Consider the following 20,180-nt stretch of genomic DNA (forward strand, 5'->3'; position numbering starts at 1 on the left):
GAGGCACGATGCTGCACTCAACGTCCCAGTTACGGCCATTCACTGCGAACGCAGATCTCATGAGACAAAGGCTGATGAAACGCTTGCTTACCGCTGTGCCTCTCTGCGTGATTGCGCTCCTTCCTCTGGAGGCCCTGGCAGACGCCTCGGCCGACGCCCAGCGACAGGCTCTGGTGCAACATGCTATCGCGAGTGGGCAATGGGACACGCCGATTTCACATTTGCGTTCACTGTACGCACGCACGGGCAATGTTGCAGTACGCAGCGACCTGATTGCCTTGCTGATCAGGGCCGAGCGCCTCGAAGAGGCCCTGTCGACTTGCGCGGGCTGCTCCATGGAAGACTTGACCGCCCATGAGCTGCTCGACCTGGGGGGCGCCGCTCGCAGGCAAGGAGAACCCGACCTTGCACTAGCGTACTTCACGAGCCTGGCCCACCGTGAGCCTGAGGAGCCAGCCGCCTGGCTGGGCCAAGCCTTGGTATACATCGACCAGGGCCGATACGTACTCGCCGAGACCGCGCTGAAGCGCTACGAGATCCTCGCCGGCCCCACCCTGGAGGCGCTCGAGGCGAGGGGATACCTGGCCGCCGAAACGGATAATGCCCTGGCAGAACTGCAGGCACGTCAGGCATTGGTCGAACGACAGCCCGACAGCCCCAACGAAATTCGCGCGCTCTACCGCCTTGCGGTGAGTCTCGGTGCCAGTGAGCCTGCGCGCGAGCTGTTCGAACGCTACCCCGACCTGTTCAGTGCCAGCGATGCGCTCTGGCTGCGCTATTACGAGGGCGTAAACGACATTCGCCTCGGGATTCATCTTGAGGATCACCGCAGCATCGAAAGGGGCCTTGGCAAGTTGGACCTCGTGCTGGGGTCGGAGGAATTGGATCCCGGACTGCGTCTGCAGGCCGAGCGCGACAAGGTCGTGGCGCTAGCGCAGCTGCGTCGATTCGACGAAGCCGAGATCCTGAGCCAGCAGTTACTGCAGCAGTTTGGCTCCCTGCCCAGCTATGTGCTACGGGCCAGGGCTCATGCGCTCAATGGCCTGGGCCACCCTGAACAGGCCATTCCGATCTACCAGGCCATGCTGCGGGACGAACCGGAACGGGGCGCAGACCTGAGCGATCCGCTCTACGAGAGCCTGTTCTTCAGCTATACGGATGCACGACGCCACCGTGAGGCACAGCACCTGCTGGAGGAATGGCGACGTGCCGAGCCTGCCTATCGTCGGGATTTTACCGGTACGACCCATATCGAGAACCCCAATCTGCAGAAAGTCCTTCTGCTCGACACCATGCTCATGGCTTGGCGCGGCAACGAGCGGCAGGCCCAGGTGCAGGTCGACGCTTACCTTACCGAAGCCCCCGCCAACCCTTACCTGTGGCTGCTGAGAGGCGACATCAGCCGCTGGCGAGGCTGGTTCGAACAGGCCCAGGCCGACTACCGACACGCCGCTTCATTGCTGGGGCCGGAACACCGCGACACACCACACCATGGCGAACTGATCGCCAGGCTCCAGCAAGGCCTCTGGAGGGGCACGGTGGCGCAGATACGCCATGAGCTGGATACCGCCAAACCCAGCGTATCGAGGGACAACCTCGAGCGGGAGTGGCAGGAACAGCGCGCAGCGGAGCTGGCTCTTTCCGTGAGACGCAGTGATGGGCAAGGCGGGGGCAGCACCCAGGCATCGAGGGAGTGGCTCAGTGATGTCGTCTTTCGCTCCCCACGCGACGATCGCGGCTCGCGGTACTACCTGCAGCACCGCCATCAATACGGGACCTTCGATGAGGGATCGCTACGGGCGGGATACGCTATCGCGGGTTATGAATGGAACCTCTTTCCGAACCACGTCACGTTGGCAGCCGGTCATGGCCTGCAGCTCAATGACGAGCCGCACTTCAGCGCCACGCTGCGCCACGACTTTACCGAACACGTCGCCGTCACGCTTGGCACCGAATATAACAGCCTCACCACTCCCCTGCGCGCCCTGAACGATGACGTCCACGCCAATCGCTACCACGTTGCCCTGACCTATCGTCACGACGAGAGACGTACGCTGGGTGCGGAAGTGAGCCTGACCGACTTCGATGACGGCAACCTGCGCCGCAGCGTCCTTGGCTACTGGGAAGAGCGGCTATACCAGCGCGATCGCTGGCTGCTCGCCGCGACGGGCTGGCTCGGCGGCTCGCGCAATGACGAGGTGAGCGCCAGCTACTACAACCCTGAACGCGACACTCACCTCAGCGGGGAACTGGTGCTCGAGTACGCCCATCCCCTGGGCTACCGCCAAACCTTCACCCAGGGCATCTCGGTTGGTACCGGCCAGTACTGGCAGCACGGCGAAACCAGGGAGGAAACCTGGAGTCTCGGCTATCACCAGCGGTGGGAGTTCCAGCCTGGTATCTCCCTGGAGTACGGCATCGCCCGGGAGCGGGCCGTTTACGACGGTCAAGCGGAGCACGACACGGTACTGACAGGAGCCTTGGTGTGGAGATTTCCATGAGTACCCGATTGTTCCTTCTCTTCGGCCTGCTTCTCATCGCAAGCCTCGTGCAACAGGCCCAGGCTGCACGGGTGAGCGGCGACTTCGTGGTGATCAGCTATCACGATGTGGTCGATCTCGATGTTACGCCGGAGGGTGCCCTCCTGCCGCAGACGATCACACGTACTCGCCTCATCGAGCACTTCAACCTGATTCGCTCCCGCGGTTATCAGCCCGTTTCGTTCCAGCAGGTACTCGACGCCGAGGCCGGCATTGCGCCGCTGCCCGACAGAGCGGTCATGTTGGTCTTCGATGATGGCTATCGAAGCTTCCATGACATCGTCTATCCGCTGCTCAAGCTGTATGGCTACCCTGCCATCACGGCCGTGGTGGGCAGTTGGATCGACGTGCCCGCGGCAGGTCATGTTCCCTACGGCGACACTTACCTCGACCGTGATCGCTTCATGACCCGCGAGCAGTTGAAGGCGCTGCACGACGATCCGCTGATCGAGATCGCCTCTCACACCTATGACCTTCACTACGGCCTGGACGGCAACCCCCAAGGCAATCAGCAGGCCGCCGCCGTAACCAGCCGTTGGCAACCGTCTGGCTACGAGAGCGAAGAGGATTATCTGCAGCGCATACGTACCGACATGCACAGGGCAAGTCGACAGCTGGAAGAGATCACCGGAACGCCGCCGCGTATCATGGTGTGGCCCTATGGTGCATACAGCCGAGCCACGCTGGACATCGCCGCTGAATACGGCATGCCCTACAGCTTCAGCCTGCTCAGCGAACCCAACCGGATCGGACATGGCATGGAAGTCATGGGCCGCTACCTCATCGATCAGGAAACCAGTCTCCAGACCTTCGAGGAAATACTCGGCAATCGCGTGTGGGAGCGGGACAACCTGCGGATCGTCCATGTCGATCTCGACTACGTCTACGACCCCGACCCCATCCAGCAGGAAGCCAACCTGGACCTGCTGGTCGACCGTATCTACCGTTTCGGTGTCACCACGGTCTATCTGCAGGCCTTCGCCGACCCCAACGGCAACGGGGTGGCCGAAGCCCTCTACTTTCCCAACCGCCACCTGCCAATGCGTGCGGACCTGTTCAACCGGGTCGCCTGGCAGTTGAAGAAGCGCGCCAACGTCAAGGTCTATGCCTGGATGCCGGTTCTCGCATTCGACCTGGGTCCGGGGCATGAGTACGTGACGGATGCGCGCACGGGGGTGGTTGCCAGCGAGCATTACCTGCGCCTGTCGCCTTACTCGGCGACCAACAGGCGCATCATCAGCGAGATCTATCGGGATCTCGGCAGGTTAGCGAAGTTCGATGGTCTGCTATTCCATGACGATGCGTTCCTCACCGACTTCGAAGATGCCGGTGACGACGCCTTGAGCCTGCATGAAACGACATGGAACCTGCCTCGCGACATCGAAGCGATTCGCCGGGAAGAAGCCCTGATGGACAATTGGACACGCAGAAAGACCGCTTTCCTGACGGATTTCACTCTCGAACTGGCGGATTCGGCCAACTACTATCGCCAGTCGGACAATAAAAGGTTTACGACATCACGCAACATCTACGCTCTTCCGATCATCGAGCCGGAAAGCCAGGCATGGTTCGCACAAGCCGCTGAGAATTTTGCTTCCGCCTACGATTACGTGGCCGTCATGGCCATGCCGTACATGGAAGAGGCGGACGATCCCCAGCGATGGCTCGAGGAGCTGGCGCGGAAATCACTGGCAGAGATACCAGCCGAAAAACTTGTTTTTGAGTTGCAAACCCGAGACTGGCGAGACGAGAGCCTCGTGCGTAACGAAGTATTGACGAGCTGGATCGATACCATCAAGCACGCAGGAATAAGACACATCGGCTATTACCCAGACGATTTTCACAATAATCACCCCGACATGAGCGACTTACGACCGTACTTCTCCATAGGACAAAGATTTGGGGTGAACAAATGAACGTTATCGATGCGCTCTCCATTTTCACCTTCACTTATCCTAGCGTGATGGCCACGATATGGATTTGTGGCGGCATATACTTTTATTTGCATTGGGAAAGAAAGCAGGCGTGGCCGCACACCTATCATTGGGATTCCGAATCGCCTAGAGTCACCGTACTGCTTCCCTGCTATAACGAAGGCGCCAACATAAACGAGACCGTAGGACATCTATTCCAACAAAATTACCCCAATGTCGAAATCATTGCGATAAACGATGGAAGCACCGATGACACGGCGGAAAAGCTCGAAGAGCTGAAAGCACTGTCCAAAAACCTGACCGTCATCCACCAGCCAAATCGAGGCAAAGCGAGCGCGCTGAATCATGGATTGACAGAAGCGAAGGGGGAAATCATCGTAGGAATCGATGGCGATGCAATTCTCGATTACGATGCCATAGGCTATATGGTTAGCCATTTCATTCAGAGCCCACATGTCAGCGGAGTTACAGGTAATCCAAGGGTGCGGACGCGCTCGACTGCGATTGGCAAGATACAAACGGGAGAGTTCTCCTCCATTATCGGCTTGATCAAGCGGGCCCAGCGCATCTATGGCATGGTATTTACCATTTCCGGAGTCGTTTGCGCTTTCCGTCGCAGTGCTCTCGAGGCCATCGAAGGCTGGAATACCGACATGGTAACGGAAGATATTGACATCAGCTGGCGGCTTCAGCTTGCAGGCGGCCAAGTCAGGTATGAGCCTAGGGCCATCTGCTGGGTGCTGATGCCTGAAACGCTCCAAGGGTTGTTTCGCCAGCGGCTACGCTGGGCCCAAGGCGGCGCGGAAGTCTTTCTGAGGTATCTTTCACAAACGGTGAAATGGAAGAATCGTCGGTTCTGGCCGCTACTGCTGGAATATGTCGTGAGCGTGGCGTGGTGCTATTCGGCTCTTTTCATGCTTTGCCTATGGCTGCTTAGCTTGCCTTACGCCTCGCAATTGACAAGCTATCCAAGCATTATTTATTCATATTTCGGCGGAACACTCATATTCATTAGCCTTATTCAGTTTATCGTCAGCTTTACTATAGACAGCCGATACGAGAGGGAAATGCTACGTTGCGCCTACTGGTGCGTATGGTACCCGCTTGCCTATTGGATGCTGAATATGACTACCGTGGTCGTCGCCTTGCCCAAGGCGCTCCGCAGACAGAAGGGAAGGTTCGCCACCTGGACGAGTCCGGATAGAGGAGAAATATTTCATGAATAAGCTTCTTCCCGTGGTTATCAGTAACCCTGGGAAAAAGAGCCTTGTTTACAAGGCCAGAGATTGGCTCATGGCTGCGCTGACTTTCTCCCTCTGGATGGGATTATTTTTCAAATTCTACCTATTTATATTCGAAGAAAATGCCTTGGCCGTGAGCATGATCACTGCGACACTGGCCAAGCTCGTAGTCTTGGGATTTCTCGTGACGTTCCTAGTCTTCCACTGCTGGGCCATCTACAACCGCTACCTCTACAACCAGAGAAAATAACGTATCAGCCTCAGGAGAGCGATCATCAGGCTACATTCGAAGCCGCGTGTTTGCCTATCTTACACGTAGTCTCACCACGCTGTTCAAGCCGCTGGTGCTGGAGCGACTCACACTCCCTCCTTTGCGAACCTCCACCACCAGCGCTCCCTCGGCGCTCATCTGTCGTACGGTGGCTTCCAGCGCCTCGCCCTCATAAATACGCTCACTTGGTACGGTTTCTTCCAGCTCATATGTCGTCGACTTACCCGAACCCTCTATCATCAACGAGGCTTGGAATTGCGTGCCGGGTTCACCATCGAATATCACTTGGATCGTATTTGCCGAATTAACCTGAGGCTGATGCGATCCTGTCGACATCTGATTCCCTCCTGCCGCGGCTAGGCCAGCGTTTAGCCCGACCAGACCCGTCACTAAAAGTAAAAAGGGTCTTCCCATGACACCCTCAGCTATAACTCAGGTTAAAACGCTTCTCGACAAGTAATGCCAATGTATCACCGACATGTTCCGCCGTGGTATCGATGCGTAATAAATTCGGTCGCTCTTCGGTAGTGAAATTCTCGAAGCTCGCCATCTGGCGGTTCAGCACATCAAGGCTTCGGGATGGGTCCACGCCCTGTCGCCTCGCCCGCTTGACGATGCGAGCCCTGAGAGTTTCGTCATCCGCCTCGAAGCTGACGATGAGTACGGGCAGGCCACGCGCCTCTCCCTGTTGGCACAGCAAACGACGCTGGGCGTGCGTCAGACAGGTCGCGTCGATACAGGTGGGAATACCACCATTGAGAAGCACACCCGCCAGGCTGGCCAGATGATGGTAGGTGCGTTCGGTGGCTTGGGGGGAGAAGATATCCACAGGCGCATCCTGACCAACCGTCTGTGGATGAATGCCATGCAGGCGGCGCCGTTCCGCATCCGAACAGAGCCTCACGGCGCCCAATCGCTCGACGATCTCGGCCATGAAGCGGCTCTTGCCACTGCCTGAGACGCCGACACCGATGATCAATGGGGGGAAGCGGAAGTTGGAGACCCGCTCGGCCAGATCGAGATAGCGGCGGCACTCCGTCATGATCTCCGCCAGTTGAAACGCCGTGTCTCGGCCCGCCTCCCAGCGCAGTAGCGCGCGACGGGCACCGGCGAGCGAGCGGCATACCGCAAACACCGAGATGAGACGCGTCAGGGAGTAATCACCCGAGAGGCGCAGGTAGCGATCCAACGCGTAATGGGCCAAGCGCGTCTCGTCGCGCACGTACAGACCCACCAGCAGTGACACCAGGTCGAAGCCTGGGTCCAGACGACGCTTGGCCAGCGGATCCGAAGCTTCGAGATCAAGCGCATTGGACATGATGAGACGCTGTCGATCACATAACGGCATGACCTGACGTTCGACGACCCAGCTCGGACGCGGCTCGCCACGCTCGGAAAACCACGGTTCGAGCCGTACCAGTTCTTGATCCAGCCACTCTCTCAGACCTTGCAGGCGACGCCGATCCTCCTCACCCGTCAGGCGGGCATCGAGTACGCTCACTTCATCCTCTACCAGCGAACGGGTTGCCGCCAGGCAGCAGGACGAAGCCACGTAAGGCAGGTCATCGACAAAGCCGCGATGCGACGCCACCAGCGAATCGATCAGTTCATCCAGGCTGAGGGCTGTGGATGGAGACGTCTTGCAAGTCGCTGAAGTGGCGTCCATGTTCACTCCTCGTGGCAGTTGAGCCTGATCAAGGCTGGCGCACCAGGGCGAAAGCCTTCTCGGCGGCATCCAGCGTCAATTGAATGTCTTCCGGCGTATGAGCGCTGGACATGAATCCCGCCTCGTATGCCGAAGGCGCCAGGTAGACACCTTCGTCCAGCATGGCCGCAAAGAAGCGACGGAAGGCATCGGCATCGCAGGCCGTGGCCTGGGCGAAGTTGTCGACCCGCGACTGCCCGGTAAAGAACAGCCCGAACATGCCACCGGCACGCTGGGTCATCATATCGATGCCGGCGGCATCGGCGCGTTCCTGCAGTCCGTGGCATAGCGTCTCCACGCGCTGCGCCAGGGCGTCGTGGAAGCCAGGCTCGCGCAGCTTGGTGAGCAGGGCAATGCCGGCTGCCATGGCCAGCGGATTGCCCGAGAGCGTACCCGCCTGATAGACCGGTCCCAACGGAGAGATCTGCTCCATGATCGCGCGCTTGCCGCCGAAGGCCCCCACCGGCATACCGCCGCCAACGATCTTGCCCAGGCAGGTCAGGTCGGGCTCGATGCCGTAGTGAGCCTGAGCCCCCCCCATGGCAACACGAAAACCGGTCATCACTTCATCAAAGATCAGCACACTAGCGTATTCAGTGCAAACCCGGCGCAGAGTCTCGAGGAAGCCGGGCTGCGGTGGAATGCAGTTCATGTTGCCGGCGACTGGCTCGACGATGATGCAGGCGATCTCGCTGCCGATCTCCTCGAAGCAGGCCTCCACCGCATCGATGTCGTTATAGGACAGGGTAATGGTGTGCTCGGCCAGGGAGGCCGGAACGCCAGGTGAGCTGGGCTCCCCATGAGTCAATGCGCCGGAACCGGCCTTTACCAGCAGCGAGTCGGAGTGGCCATGATAGTTGCCCTCGAACTTGACGATCTTGTCGCGCCCGGTAAAGCCACGCGCCAGGCGGATCGCCGACATGGTGGCCTCGGTGCCCGAATTGACCATACGCACCAGCTCGATCGACGGGATCATTTCGCAGATCAGATCGGCCATGGTGGTCTCGATCACCGTCGGCGTACCAAATGAAAGGCCGTGGTCGAGTCGGCTGCGCACCGCCGCCAGCACATCGGGGTCGGCGTGGCCGGTGATCATCGGCCCCCAGGAGCCGACATAGTCGACGTAGCGCTTGCCTTCCACGTCGAACAGATAGGCGCCCTGGGCCCGCTCCATGAATACCGGAGGCCGGTGAAGCCCCTTGAAGGCACGCACGGGGGAATTGACGCCGCCGGGAATATGGCGACAAGCCTGCTCGAAGAGCATTGCGGAAGTGGTCATGTAAGCCTCATTACGGTCATGAGAAGGATTTGGCCCCGTCATGGGAGGTGCCAGGCTCACGCTGCCCGGTCTGTGGATAACTTCTTGGATAACCTTGGGGTCGGCAGTGGAGATACGGTGATCTTCGCTCATGCTACAGGCCTGGGCCACTCCCTGCGTCGAATCATCCCGACTCTTTGAAAATCCCGTTCGCCGTGGCAGCGCCTGCCCGGTTCCAGGCTGCCAGGCATCGGCCAGGGCCTGCCAGGTGAAACGCTGGGCCTGTTCACAGGCAGAGCGCAGCGACTCGCCAGCGGCGAGACGCGCTGCCAGTGCAGCGGCCAGGGTGCAGCCCGAACCGTGGTAGCTGCCCGCCAGCCGCGGCCAGCGCCAGGCGAAACGACCTCCGTCGGCATACAGCACCAGCTCGACCTCCTCGTCCGGCACGCCGACCTCGGGATCGTCGCTGGCGGTCACCAGCACGGCTCGACAACCGAGCTCCAGCAACCGCTGCACGCGCGCCTGGTCATCCTGAGCCTCCGACCCGGCAAGACGCGCAAGCTCGAGACGATTGGGCGTAAGAATATCCACAAGGGGAAGCAGCCGGGAACGAAAGGCATCGACCAAAGTATCTGTGGATAACTCTTTCCCGCCTCCGGCCTTGAGTACCGGATCGACCACCACCGGCAACTGCGGGTGTGCCTTGACGATTTCCACCACGGCATCGAGCGTTTCGGAGCTGGCCAGTAGTCCGACCTTGATCGCCGCTGGGCGAAACTCCTCGAGTCGCCCCGCTATCTCGCGGATCAGGTTCGCAGGTACCGGCACTACCCGCTGCACGTCGTGGCAGTCCTGCACCGTCAGCGCCGTCGGCACCGTCATGGCCCAACCACCACAGGCGGCGATCGCCTCGCCGTCGGCGGTGAAACCCGCCCCTCCCGTGGGGTCGTGACCGGCCAGTACCAACACCACCGGCGGATTCTGCTGCATTCCTGGCGACATGGTCAGAACGGCTTGAGCACGGCCAGGATCACGATGGCGAGCAACGCAATCACTGGCAGTTCATTGAACCAGCGGAAGAAAACGTGGGGACGCTGGCAGCGGCCTGCGGCAAACTGCTTGAGATAGATCAGGCAGACGTGGTGATAGGCCACCAGCAGCAACACCAGCAGCAGCTTGGCATGCATCCAGCCCATGCCGAGCCAATGGGGCATGAGGTAGAGCAGCCATCCCCCGAACACGACCACTGCGATCATCGACGGCGTCATGATGCCGCGGTAGAGCTTGCGCTCCATCACGATGAAGTAATCGATGGCCTGCTGCTCGCCCTTGTCACGCGCCATGGCGTGGTAGACGAACAGGCGCGGCAGGTAAAACAGCGCGGCAAACCAAGTCACGACGGCCACGATGTGCAGGGCCTTGATCCAGAAGTACATGCTTTCTCCCGAGAGACTGGTGACGACACGATCGCAGCAGCGACCGAGCTTACTTCAGCGAATAGTAACGTTCGATCGCACCGCGCGTGATGATACCGGAAATCCGTTTGTGCTTCGGGCGTCGTCCATGCTCTACATAAAGTGCGTCGACAGCCTGGTCGTTGAGCCGCTCGAACGCCTCCGACAATGTTGCCTGTAAATGGATCGGCGCCATTTCCAACCTCAGCCCCGGCACCTCGAGCAGGTCGATCAGTGCCTCCTCGGTGGTGATCTCCTCCAGCTCCTGTTCATCGATCAAGGCGCGGGCCAGGTCAGCCGCCTTCAGCGCCAGGGTAGGCTTGTCGCCGCTGGAGCGAAGGATCAGGATCCAGGCCGGCTTGGCATCGAGCAGCGCACGGGCTTGATCGCGGGTCACCATGCGCGGCGTGGTCACGAAGCTGCGCTCCATCACCGCCGGCACCGATATCCGCGAAAGCGCCTGCATCAACGGCTGCTGCAGCGGATGCAGGCCATGGCGGGTCATGCTGATGAAGAAGCCATCGCAGCGGCACAGCTGGCGAGCCGTCAGCCCCGAGACCACCACCGCGAGCATGCCCGGGAGAATGATATTGGGGTTATGGGTCAGCTCCAGCAGTGCCATCAGCGCGGCCAGCGGCGCCTGCAGAACGGCTCCCATCATCGCCGCCATGCCGAGCATGGCGTAGAAGCCGGGCTCCGAGCCCATCTGGGGAAACAGCCAGACCCCTACCAGGTCAGCCAAGGCACCGGCAGCGGCTCCGACCACCAGCACCGGGCCGATGATGCCGATGGGAATACCGCTGGCCACGGTGATGGCCGTCAGCAGCAGCTTGGCCACCACCAGCGCCAGCAGCACATCGACGGTCAGGTTACCGGCCAGCGAAGCATCCAGGCTGTCGTAGCCAATGCCCTGAACGTCGGGGTACCACCATGCCACCGCCGCCGTGGCCAAGGCCACCAGCGCCAGGCGTAGCACGACCGGCAGGCCACTGATCCTCTCGCTACGTGCCACATGGATGAAGAGCCCGGCCAGCAGGCCGATGAACAGTGCGGTGATCACGATCCAGGGCAGGTCCATCAACGAACCGAGGCTGACGCTGGGCACCTGGAAGGCGGGCTCGGAACCGTAGACCAGCATGGCCACCAGTGCCCCCATGGTGGAAGCCAGGATCACCGGCATGAAGCCGGCAATGGTGTACTCCATCATCACCACCTCCATGGCGAAGATGACTCCGGCGATCGGCGTATTGAACGAGGCCGAGATGCCTGCCGCCGTACCGCAGGCCACCAGCACTCGCAGGCTGTTGTGCGGCAGTCGCAGCCGTTGACCCAAGCCGCTGGCCGCAGCCGCACCGAGATGGATTGCCGGACCCTCGCGGCCGGCGGACAGACCGCCAAGCACCGTCGCGACACCTACCCACCACTGGTTGATCCAGTTGCGCAGGGGGAAGCGGCCCTGGTGGTAAGTGAGGCGTTCGATGACGTGTCCGACACCCAGCTTGCGCGCGGCAGCGGGCTGGCGCCACAGGAATATGCCGATCAGCGCCACAGCGACGAGCGGCAGGCTCGAGCGCACCACAGGCGGCAGCCCCTCGAAGGCTTCGTGGTTGCCGCCGGGCATGAACAGCACACCCCCCAGCTCCAGTAACAGCCGAAAGGCGACCATCACCGCACCGGTCACGAGCCCGGAGATGACTCCCAGCACGCACAGCTGGGGCAAGGCATCGACATTGGCCAGCTTGCGGCGGAATCCTTCCAGGCTGAAGGTGGGAAACGAGAGGCGCGGCACGGCTTGATTCCTGTGCAAACGGTTCCGGAAATGCAATGTCATGGCGGTTGAGTCGCCGCCCCCTCTCTTGTGTATCATATCCAGAGAGGACGGTCCCGTTGGCGGACGCTCCAAGAGTCAGGTCAACTTCGAAGGAGTCGCATTGTGATCAAGGTCGGAATCGTCGGCGGTACCGGTTACACCGGCGTCGAGCTGCTCAGGTTGCTGTCCCAGCACCCGGAGGTCGAGGTCGATGCGATCACCTCGCGCTCCGAAGCCGGCATGCGTGTGTGTGACATGTATCCCAACCTGCGCGGCCACTACGACGACCTGGCTTTCAGCGAACCCGACCCACGCCGTCTGGGCGCCTGCGACGCGGTGTTCTTCGCCACTCCGCACGGTGTCGCCCACTCCCTGGCCGGCGAGCTGCTCGCCCAGGGCACCCGGGTGATCGATCTCTCCGCCGACTTCCGCCTACGCAACGCCGAGGTGTGGTCAGAGTGGTACGGCCAGCCGCATGGCGCACCGCAGCTGCTCGAAGAAGCCGTCTACGGCCTGCCCGAAATGCACCGCGAGCGCATCCGCCAGGCACGCCTGATCGCCGTCCCCGGCTGCTACCCCACGGCAGTACAACTGGGGCTGCTGCCGCTGCTCGAAGCCGGGTTGATCGACCCCGGGCATATCATCGCCGACTGCAAGTCCGGCGTGACCGGCGCCGGCCGCGGTGCCAAGGTGCCGTCGCTGCTGGCCGAGGCCAGCGAATCGATGAAGGCCTATGGCGCCTCCGGGCATCGCCACCTGCCCGAAATCAGCCAAGGCCTGTGCGATGCCTCGGGAGGGGCGGTCGGCCTGACCTTCGTCCCGCACCTGACACCGATGATCCGCGGCATCCACGCCACTCTCTACGGTCGCCTGACCACCGAGCCGGGCGATCTGCAGGCGCTTTTCGAACAGCGCTTCGCCGACGAGCCCTTCGTCGACGTGATGCCCGCCGGCAGCCATCCCGAGACGCGCAGCGTCAAGGGCGCCAACGTCTGTCGGCTGGCCGTGCATCGTCCAGGCAACGGCGATACCGTGGTGGTGCTGTCGGTGATCGACAACCTGGTCAAGGGCGCCTCGGGCCAGGCAGTGCAGAACCTCAACCTGATGTTCGGCTTCGCCGAGAACGCCGGGCTAGCCGCTCCCGCCCTGATGCCTTGAGGCCCGAGCCCAGAGGCAAAGGATCCCCATCCCCGGTAATAGTTGACCCTTTTACTGGGGATTAGGGATAATCCCCCGTTACCCATTCATTAGGGAGGAACTCTATGAGCGGCGCAGAATCCTTCGTGCCCACTCCCATGATGCTTTCCGAGGCTGCCAGGAAACGGCTGCAGGCACTCATCAAGGAAGAGGGAAAACCCCAACTCAAGCTTCGCGTCTACGTGACGGGGGGCGGCTGTTCGGGTTTCCAGTACGGCTTCGACTTTGCCGACTCGGTGGCCGAGGACGACACCCTCATCGAGTTCGGCGAGGTGGCCCTGGTCGTCGACGAACTCTCCTACCAATACCTCGTCGGTTCCACCATCGACTACGAGGAGGGGCTGGCCGGTGCGCGGTTCCTGGTGCAGAACCCCAACGCCACCACTACCTGTGGCTGCGGTGCCTCCTTCATGGTGTGATTTTCCTGCCAAGACGCCATCAGAACAGCACAGAATTCGCTCTACTTGACGCTTCCCCGTGGACTCGCCATGTTTTAAAGGCGAAACGCCACAACAATTCACCATGGGGAAACGTATGAAACGACAAGTGAAGACGGCCACCCTGGTTTCGGGCATTGCCTTCGCGTTCGGCCTTGCCGGCTCGGCCGCCGCCGACGAGACGCTCAAGGTGGTCACCGACCCGAGCTTCGTACCCTTCGAGATGATGGATCAAGAAACCGGCGAAATGGTCGGCTTCGACATGGACATCATTGCCGAAGTCGCCGAGCGGGCCGGGTTCGATTACGAACTCAATACCATGGACTTCAACGGCATCATTCCCGCCGTTCAGACCGGCAGCGTGGATATCGCCATTGCCGGCATCACCATCACCGAGGAGCGCGCCCAGATCGTCGACTTCTCCGATCCCTACTACGACAGCGGCCTGAAGATCCTGGTACGGGCCGACGAGGATGGCGTCGAGGAGATCGAGGATCTGGAAGGCAAGCGCATCGCCACCAAGGTCGGCTCCACCAGCTACGACTTCCTGCAGGAAAAGCTTGGCGACAGTGCCGATATCACCCCCTACCCCGGCAGCAGCGACATGTACATGGCGCTACTTGGCGGCAGTGCCGACGCGGTATTCTACGACGCCCCCAATGTCAGTTACTTCGCCCAGACCCGTGGCGAAGGTCGGGTTCAGGTCGTCGGCCCGCTCTACGAAGGCCAGCAGTACGGCATCGTCTTCGTCAAGGGCAGTGAATGGGTCGAGCCCGCCAACGAAGCCCTGGCCGAGATGCGCGAGGACGGCACCTACGACGAAATCCACGAGAAGTGGTTCGGCGACACCAGCGACGAGTGATTGTCCCAATCCCTGACGCGGGGCCAGGCGCAAGACTCGGCCCCGCGGCGTCGCTACTTGCCCGCGGCTCATTGTTCCTGAGACGCGCCTTGACCGGAGAACCTACGTGGACGTCACCTTCCAATTCGACTGGGAGGCGGCCTTCGCCTCCATTCCCTTTCTGCTGAAGGGGATCCCTTATACCTTGTTGATCTCCTTCGGCGGCCTGGCCATCGGCTTTTTCATCGGCATTCTCTTCGGCCTGCTGCGTATCAGCCCTATCGTCTGGCTGCGCGTACCGGCGATCGCCTACATCGAGATCTTCCGCGGCACCCCGGTACTGGTTCAGGTGCTGTTCATCTTCTACGGCCTGCCTCAGCTGCTTGGGGGGCCGATCAATGCCCTGGTCGCCGGCATCGCCGCCATCGCCGTGAACTCGGGTGCCTATATCTCGGAGATCGTGCGCGGCGGCGTACAGTCCATCGAACGCGGCCAGCGCGAGGCCAGCTTGTCGCTGGGCCTAACGCGGGTGCAGTCGTTCCGCTACATCATCTGGCCTCAGGCCTTCCGCCGCATGATTCCACCGCTCGGCAACCAGGGCATCATCAGTATCAAGGACACCTCGCTGTTCTCGGTGATCGGCGTGGGCGAGCTGGTGCGCCAGGGCCAGGTCTATATCGCCACGACCTTCAACGCCCTGGAGGTCTATCTCATGGTCGCCCTCCTCTATCTGGCGATAACGCTGAGCCTCTCTTTCGCGCTGCGCCTGCTCGAGCGCAAGGGCCTGGTCGGACAATAAGGAGCGCGACATGAACCGAGACAATATTCATCTCGACGCCATACCCATCGTGCACATGAAGAAGGTCAACAAGCACTTCGGCGAGCTGCACGTGCTCAAGGACATCGATCTTGCGATCCAGCCCGGTGAAGTGGTGGTGGTGATCGGCGCCAGCGGCTCCGGTAAATCGACGCTGATTCGCTGCATCAACGGCCTCGAGGAATTCCAGGCCGGCCTTATCGAGGTCGATGGCAACGAACTGCTGCCCAACGGCAAGAGCAGCCGCGCGCTGCAGAGGATTCGCACCGAAGTCGGCATGGTGTTCCAGCAGTTCAACCTATTCCCCCATCTCAAGGTACGCGACAACGTCACGCTGGCCCCGATGAAAGTCCGCGGCTGGAGCCGTGCCGATGCCACCGAGAGCGCCCAACGGCTGCTCGAGCGCGTAGGTATCGCCGATCAGGCGGACAAGTACCCTTCCCAACTCTCCGGGGGGCAGCAGCAGCGTGTGGCCCTGGCCCGTGCGCTGGCCATGGAACCGCGACTGATGTTGTTCGACGAACCGACGTCGGCGCTCGATCCGGAAATGATCGGCGAAGTGCTTGACGCCATGCGTGAACTCGCCCGCGAGGGCATGACCATGGTCATCGTCACCCACGAGATGGGTTTCGCCCGCGAAGTCGCCGATCGCGTCGTCTTCATTCATCAAGGCAAGATCGTCGAGCAAGCGGCACCCGACGTACTGTTCGACTCCCCGCGCCACGAGCGCACCCAAAGCTTCCTGGCAAGGGTACTCAAGCACTGAAAATTCCTCTGTAGTCTCCCTTCGAGAGACCCTGTAGCTGTCTACAGGGTCTTTTTTGGCCTGTGGATAAAATTTCTGCGGAAGCAGCCTTAATGCTGATGCAACCCGCATGGTTGTCGCATGCGTCCTCATCGCGTGCGGTTGTTCACAGTCACGGTGACAAGCACGGTAGGCGACGGTGGAAAAAGGGTGTAGCGTTCGCACTGTGGAAAAGCGCCGTTTTCATCCACAGGCTCAGCACCGCTCACCCTCAGCTCGTCACCCTCTTACAAGCGCAGAAGTCAACAACGCAACCCATTGTTTAAAAAAACCTATTCAAGGTTATCCACGATTTTTGTCCACACCAGTAGTAACAACCACTACAGAACTTCTCTCTTTTAATCATTTTGTTTTGTTTAGTGACTGGTGAATTCTCGGATCTCGAACGACCCCAGTGTGGAAAACCCTGACGGTTACCCACAGTCGGTTTATACTGCCAGGCTGTTTTTCATCCCTAGGCAATATCCGCGCGCAAGCGCAACGAGGTGAACCTTGGAGTATCCCGACCGCTTTGACGTCATCGTCATCGGCGGCGGCCATGCGGGAACCGAAGCCGCTCTGGCCTCCGCCCGTATGGGCTGTCAGACCCTGCTGCTGACCCATAACATCGAGACCCTGGGGCAGATGTCCTGCAATCCCGCCATCGGTGGGATCGGCAAGAGTCATCTGGTCAAGGAGATCGATGCCTTGGGCGGTGCCATGGGCCTGGCCACCGACCTGGGCGGTATCCAGTTCCGTGTACTCAATGCACGCAAGGGTCCTGCAGTGCGGGCCACCCGGGCCCAGGCCGACCGTGTGCGCTACAAGGCCGCCATTCGCGGCATGCTGGAGAACCAGGCCAACCTGACCATCTTCCAGCAGGCCGCCGGCGATCTGCTGGTGGACAACGGCACCGTACGTGGCGTGGTCACCGAGACCGGTATTCGCTTCCTTGCCGAAACGGTAGTGCTGTGCACGGGCACCTTTCTCGGCGGCGTGATCCATATCGGGCTCGACCAGAGCCGCGGCGGTCGTGCTGGTGATCCACCCTCGAATGCCCTCGCCGAACGTCTGCGTGCGCTACCGTTCCGGGTCGATCGACTGAAGACCGGAACGCCGCCGCGACTGGACGCCAAGAGCGTTGATTTCTCGGTTCTCGAGGAGCAGCCTGGCGATACACCGACACCGGTCATGTCTTATCTGGGTCGGCGCGACATGCATCCGCGCCAGGTGAGCTGCCACATCGCCCATACCAACGAGCGTACCCACGAGATCATCTTCGCCAATCTGGACCGCTCGCCGATGTACTCCGGTGTGATCGAGGGGGTCGGGCCGCGCTACTGTCCGTCGATCGAGGACAAGGTGCACCGTTTCGCCGACAAGGCGAGTCACCAGGTATTCATCGAACCCGAGGGCCTCGACACCCACGAGCTCTACCCCAACGGTATCTCCACCTCGTTGCCCTTCGATGTGCAGCTGCAGGTGGTGCGCTCGATCAAGGGACTCGAGAACGCGCATATCACGCGCCCCGGCTACGCCATCGAGTACGATTTCTTCGATCCGCGAGATCTCAAGCACTCGCTGGAAACCAAATTTGTCCACAACCTGTTCTTCGCCGGGCAGATCAACGGCACCACCGGCTACGAGGAAGCCGGCGCCCAGGGCCTGCTTGCCGGGCTCAATGCCGCCCGCCGTGCCAAAGGGCTCGAGGCCTGGTGGCCGCGCCGTGACGAAGCCTATCTCGGCGTGCTGGTCGACGATCTGATCACGCTGGGCACCAAGGAGCCCTACCGCATGTTCACCTCGCGCGCCGAGTATCGCCTGCTGCTGCGCGAGGACAACGCCGACCTGCGCCTCACCGAGGCCGGCCGCGAGCTGGGTCTGGTGGACGACGTACGCTGGGCGGCGTTCAGCGAGAAGCGCGAGGCGATCGAACGCGAGAGCGCCCGGCTCAAGGCCAGTTGGGTTCAGCCCGGCAGCGCGGCCGCCGAGGCCATCACGGCCAAGACCGGCAAGCCGCTCTCCCGGGAGTACAGCCTGCTCGACCTGCTCAAGCGCCCCGAACTCGGCTATGCCGACCTGGCCCATCTGAGCGGCGAGGCGGTGGCTGACGAGGCAGTGGCCGAGCAGGTGCAGATCCAGGCCAAGTACCAGGGCTACATCGACCGCCAGCAGGATGAGATAGACAAGCTCAAGCGCCATGAGGCCACGCCGCTGCCGGCCGATCTGGATTATGCCCAGGTCGAGGGGCTCTCCCACGAGATTCGTCAGAAGCTCGCCGAGGCACGCCCCGGGACCCTGGCCCAGGCCTCTCGGATCTCTGGTGTGACCCCGGCAGCCGTGTCTATCCTTTTGATTCATTTGAAGAAGAAGCGCCTTCTCGATAACACGCGGGTGGCCAACGGATGAGCGATGCCGTCACGCCCAAGGTGGAAGCGCGTCTCGACGAAGGGTTTGCCGCGCTGGGCATCGGCATCGATGACGTGCAACGCGAGCGGTTGTTGCGTCTGGTCGGGCTGTTGCACAAGTGGAATCGCGCCTATAACCTCACCGCGATACGCTCACCGGAAGAGATGGTGGTCAGGCACCTGCTCGACAGCGCCGTGGTACTGCCCTTCGTCGGCGAGGCGCCGCTGCTCGACGTGGGTTCGGGCCCGGGCCTGCCAGGGCTGGTGCTGGCGATTCTGGAGCCCGCGCTTGCGGTCACGCTGCTCGACAGCAACGGCAAGAAGGTACGCTTCCAGCGCCAGGCGGTGATGGAGCTCGGGCTTGGCAACGTCATGCCCGTGCAGGCCCGGGTCGAGGCCTTCGAGCCGCCTGTGGGAGGCTACGCCCAGGTGATTTCACGGGCCTTCGCCAGCCTGGCCGATTTCGTCCAGCTGACCGATCACCTGCTGGCGGAAGGCGGTCGTTGGCTGGCCATGAAGGGGCCGGCCGCCGACGAGGAGCTGGCCGCCCTGGACACCGGGCTGGCCATACGCGAGCGTCATACGCTCGTCGTGCCGTTCACCACGGTGGAGCGTCAGCTGTTGATCGTCGAGCGAACCGATTCCAACCCAGGCCGCCCGTGAGCGTGCCTTCGACGCAAGGAAGTCGCCCGTGACCCAAATCATCGCCTTGACCAACCAGAAGGGCGGCGTGGGCAAGACCACCACCGCCGTCAACCTGGCTGCCAGCCTCGCCGCCCTGGATCGCCGCGTGCTGCTGGTCGATCTCGACCCCCAGGGCCATGCCACCATGGGCAGCGGCATCGACAAGCATGCGCTCGAAGGCAGCGTGCTCGACCTGCTGCTGGGTGAGAAGAGTGCCCCCGAGGTGATGCTCGACTGCCCTGCTGCCGGTTACTCGTTGCTGCCTGGCAATGGCGATCTCACTGCTGCCGAAGTGGAGCTGCTCGATCGGGCCGAGGGGCGCGAGCGCAGCCTGACCGAAGCGCTGGGAAGCGTCGCCGGCGAATACGACGTGGTGCTGATCGACTGCCCGCCCTCGCTCAACATGCTCACCGTCAACGCCCTGACCGCCGCCAACGGCGTGCTGATCCCGTTGCAGTGCGAGTTCTATGCCCTGGAAGGGCTCTCGGCGCTGCTCGACACCGTTGAGCAGATCAAGGACAGCGTGAATCCAGACCTGGCGATCTATGGCATCCTGCGCACCATGTTCGATGGCCGCAACAGTCTGACCCGCGATGTTTCCAAGCAGTTGCGCGACTACTTCGGCGAGGCGCTGCTCAAGACCACGATCCCGCGTAACGTGCGGGTCGCCGAGGCGCCGAGCCACGGCCTGCCGGTCACCAAGTACGCGCGCTTTTCGCGCGGCAGCCAGGCCCACCGGGTATTGGCCAAGGAACTGATTCGTCGCTTGTCGCTGTAGTGCGGCAGGTGGAACCACCCG

Annotated in this window: 17 protein-coding genes and 1 pseudogene; 12 read left to right on the forward strand and 6 right to left on the reverse strand. The window is 61.5% G+C overall.

Annotation, left to right across the window (positions count from 1 at the left end):
- The first annotated feature begins 74 nt into the window (after nt 1-74).
- Genes pgaA through SPH52_RS13315 form a run of 4 tightly spaced genes read left to right on the forward strand, consistent with a single transcriptional unit; the run spans nt 75 to nt 5,965 of the window.
- Nucleotides 75-2,501, forward strand: a complete 2,427-nt coding sequence (gene pgaA / locus SPH52_RS13300; RefSeq protein WP_411795514.1) for a poly-beta-1,6 N-acetyl-D-glucosamine export porin PgaA — start codon at nt 75-77, stop codon at nt 2,499-2,501.
- Nucleotides 2,498-4,456, forward strand: coding sequence for a poly-beta-1,6-N-acetyl-D-glucosamine N-deacetylase PgaB (pgaB, locus tag SPH52_RS13305; protein ID WP_411795515.1), 1,959 nt, complete (start codon nt 2,498-2,500; stop codon nt 4,454-4,456). Before pgaA ends, pgaB begins: the two co-directional genes overlap by 4 nt.
- Entirely contained in the window at nt 4,453-5,700 is a 1,248-nt protein-coding gene (gene pgaC, locus SPH52_RS13310) for a poly-beta-1,6-N-acetyl-D-glucosamine synthase (protein WP_411795516.1), read from the forward strand. Before pgaB ends, pgaC begins: the two co-directional genes overlap by 4 nt.
- Nucleotides 5,693-5,965: a hypothetical protein gene (locus SPH52_RS13315; RefSeq protein ID WP_411795517.1), complete on the forward strand. Its 273-nt coding sequence runs from the start codon at nt 5,693-5,695 to the stop codon at nt 5,963-5,965. Before pgaC ends, SPH52_RS13315 begins: the two co-directional genes overlap by 8 nt.
- Before the next feature lie 54 nt (nt 5,966-6,019).
- Here SPH52_RS13315 and SPH52_RS13320 read toward each other — a convergent pair whose 3' ends face one another.
- From SPH52_RS13320 to SPH52_RS13345, 6 genes and pseudogenes are all read right to left on the reverse strand, one after another.
- The gene (locus SPH52_RS13320) at nt 6,020-6,322 is read right to left on the reverse strand and encodes a hypothetical protein (protein ID WP_411795518.1); all 303 of its coding nucleotides are present in this window, start codon (nt 6,320-6,322) and stop codon (nt 6,020-6,022) included.
- A gap of 85 nt (nt 6,323-6,407) precedes the next feature.
- On the reverse strand, nt 6,408-7,652 hold the full coding sequence (locus tag SPH52_RS13325; RefSeq protein ID WP_411795519.1) for an AAA family ATPase: 1,245 nt from the start codon (nt 7,650-7,652) through the stop codon (nt 6,408-6,410).
- 28 nt (nt 7,653-7,680) lie between these two features.
- Nucleotides 7,681-8,970, reverse strand: coding sequence for a glutamate-1-semialdehyde 2,1-aminomutase (hemL, locus tag SPH52_RS13330; protein WP_411795698.1), 1,290 nt, complete (start codon nt 8,968-8,970; stop codon nt 7,681-7,683).
- Nucleotides 8,971-9,159: 189 nt separating this feature from the next.
- Nucleotides 9,160-9,951: pseudogene (locus SPH52_RS13335) on the reverse strand (bifunctional hydroxymethylpyrimidine kinase/phosphomethylpyrimidine kinase); the annotation flags it as partial.
- Between the two features lie 2 nt (nt 9,952-9,953).
- Nucleotides 9,954-10,385 (reverse strand): protoporphyrinogen oxidase HemJ, encoded by a 432-nt coding sequence (hemJ, locus tag SPH52_RS13340; protein WP_411795520.1) that lies wholly within the window; start codon nt 10,383-10,385, stop codon nt 9,954-9,956.
- A 49-nt stretch (nt 10,386-10,434) separates the two neighbouring features.
- Nucleotides 10,435-12,192, reverse strand: coding sequence for a chloride channel protein (locus SPH52_RS13345; protein ID WP_411795521.1), 1,758 nt, complete (start codon nt 12,190-12,192; stop codon nt 10,435-10,437).
- A gap of 144 nt (nt 12,193-12,336) precedes the next feature.
- Between SPH52_RS13345 and argC the strand changes: the two genes are divergently transcribed.
- From argC to SPH52_RS13385, 8 genes are all read left to right on the forward strand, one after another.
- Nucleotides 12,337-13,371 (forward strand): N-acetyl-gamma-glutamyl-phosphate reductase, encoded by a 1,035-nt coding sequence (gene argC / locus SPH52_RS13350; protein WP_411795522.1) that lies wholly within the window; start codon nt 12,337-12,339, stop codon nt 13,369-13,371.
- Between the two features lie 104 nt (nt 13,372-13,475).
- Nucleotides 13,476-13,829 (forward strand): iron-sulfur cluster insertion protein ErpA, encoded by a 354-nt coding sequence (erpA, locus tag SPH52_RS13355; protein WP_411795523.1) that lies wholly within the window; start codon nt 13,476-13,478, stop codon nt 13,827-13,829.
- 115 nt (nt 13,830-13,944) lie between these two features.
- Nucleotides 13,945-14,709: a transporter substrate-binding domain-containing protein gene (locus tag SPH52_RS13360; protein WP_411795524.1), complete on the forward strand. Its 765-nt coding sequence runs from the start codon at nt 13,945-13,947 to the stop codon at nt 14,707-14,709.
- 106 nt (nt 14,710-14,815) lie between these two features.
- A complete protein-coding gene (locus SPH52_RS13365; RefSeq protein WP_411795525.1) occupies nt 14,816-15,487 on the forward strand; it encodes an amino acid ABC transporter permease in 672 nt (223 codons plus the stop codon).
- A gap of 10 nt (nt 15,488-15,497) precedes the next feature.
- Nucleotides 15,498-16,271: an amino acid ABC transporter ATP-binding protein gene (locus SPH52_RS13370; RefSeq protein ID WP_411795526.1), complete on the forward strand. Its 774-nt coding sequence runs from the start codon at nt 15,498-15,500 to the stop codon at nt 16,269-16,271.
- Nucleotides 16,272-16,802: 531 nt separating this feature from the next.
- Nucleotides 16,803-18,698 (forward strand): tRNA uridine-5-carboxymethylaminomethyl(34) synthesis enzyme MnmG, encoded by a 1,896-nt coding sequence (gene mnmG, locus SPH52_RS13375; protein WP_411795527.1) that lies wholly within the window; start codon nt 16,803-16,805, stop codon nt 18,696-18,698.
- Nucleotides 18,695-19,360, forward strand: a complete 666-nt coding sequence (gene rsmG, locus SPH52_RS13380) for a 16S rRNA (guanine(527)-N(7))-methyltransferase RsmG (protein ID WP_411795528.1) — start codon at nt 18,695-18,697, stop codon at nt 19,358-19,360. The genes mnmG and rsmG overlap by 4 nt, the downstream gene beginning before the upstream one ends.
- 28 nt (nt 19,361-19,388) lie before the next feature.
- Nucleotides 19,389-20,159 (forward strand): ParA family protein, encoded by a 771-nt coding sequence (locus tag SPH52_RS13385; protein ID WP_411795529.1) that lies wholly within the window; start codon nt 19,389-19,391, stop codon nt 20,157-20,159.
- Nucleotides 20,160-20,180 lie beyond the last annotated feature (21 nt).

The organism is Halomonas sp. A29 (assembly GCF_046723295.1).
In the GTDB taxonomy this organism is placed as follows: Bacteria; Pseudomonadota; Gammaproteobacteria; order Pseudomonadales; family Halomonadaceae; genus Halomonas.

Bases quoted from the DNA above. Each gene is read 5' to 3' on its own strand.
- pgaA (WP_411795514.1), top strand. From the start codon at position 75: ATGAAACGCTTGCTTACCGCTGTGCCTCTCTGCGTGATTGCGCTCCTT.
- pgaB (WP_411795515.1), top strand. From the start codon at position 2,498: ATGAGTACCCGATTGTTCCTTCTCTTCGGCCTGCTTCTCATCGCAAGC.
- pgaC (WP_411795516.1), top strand. From the start codon at position 4,453: ATGAACGTTATCGATGCGCTCTCCATTTTCACCTTCACTTATCCTAGC.
- SPH52_RS13315 (WP_411795517.1), top strand. From the start codon at position 5,693: ATGAATAAGCTTCTTCCCGTGGTTATCAGTAACCCTGGGAAAAAGAGC.
- SPH52_RS13320 (WP_411795518.1), bottom strand. From the start codon at position 6,322: ATGTCGACAGGATCGCATCAGCCTCAGGTTAATTCGGCAAATACGATC.
- SPH52_RS13325 (WP_411795519.1), bottom strand. From the start codon at position 7,652: ATGGACGCCACTTCAGCGACTTGCAAGACGTCTCCATCCACAGCCCTC.
- hemL (WP_411795698.1), bottom strand. From the start codon at position 8,970: ATGACCACTTCCGCAATGCTCTTCGAGCAGGCTTGTCGCCATATTCCC.
- hemJ (WP_411795520.1), bottom strand. From the start codon at position 10,385: ATGTACTTCTGGATCAAGGCCCTGCACATCGTGGCCGTCGTGACTTGG.
- erpA (WP_411795523.1), top strand. From the start codon at position 13,476: ATGAGCGGCGCAGAATCCTTCGTGCCCACTCCCATGATGCTTTCCGAG.
- SPH52_RS13360 (WP_411795524.1), top strand. From the start codon at position 13,945: ATGAAACGACAAGTGAAGACGGCCACCCTGGTTTCGGGCATTGCCTTC.
- SPH52_RS13370 (WP_411795526.1), top strand. From the start codon at position 15,498: ATGAACCGAGACAATATTCATCTCGACGCCATACCCATCGTGCACATG.
- rsmG (WP_411795528.1), top strand. From the start codon at position 18,695: ATGAGCGATGCCGTCACGCCCAAGGTGGAAGCGCGTCTCGACGAAGGG.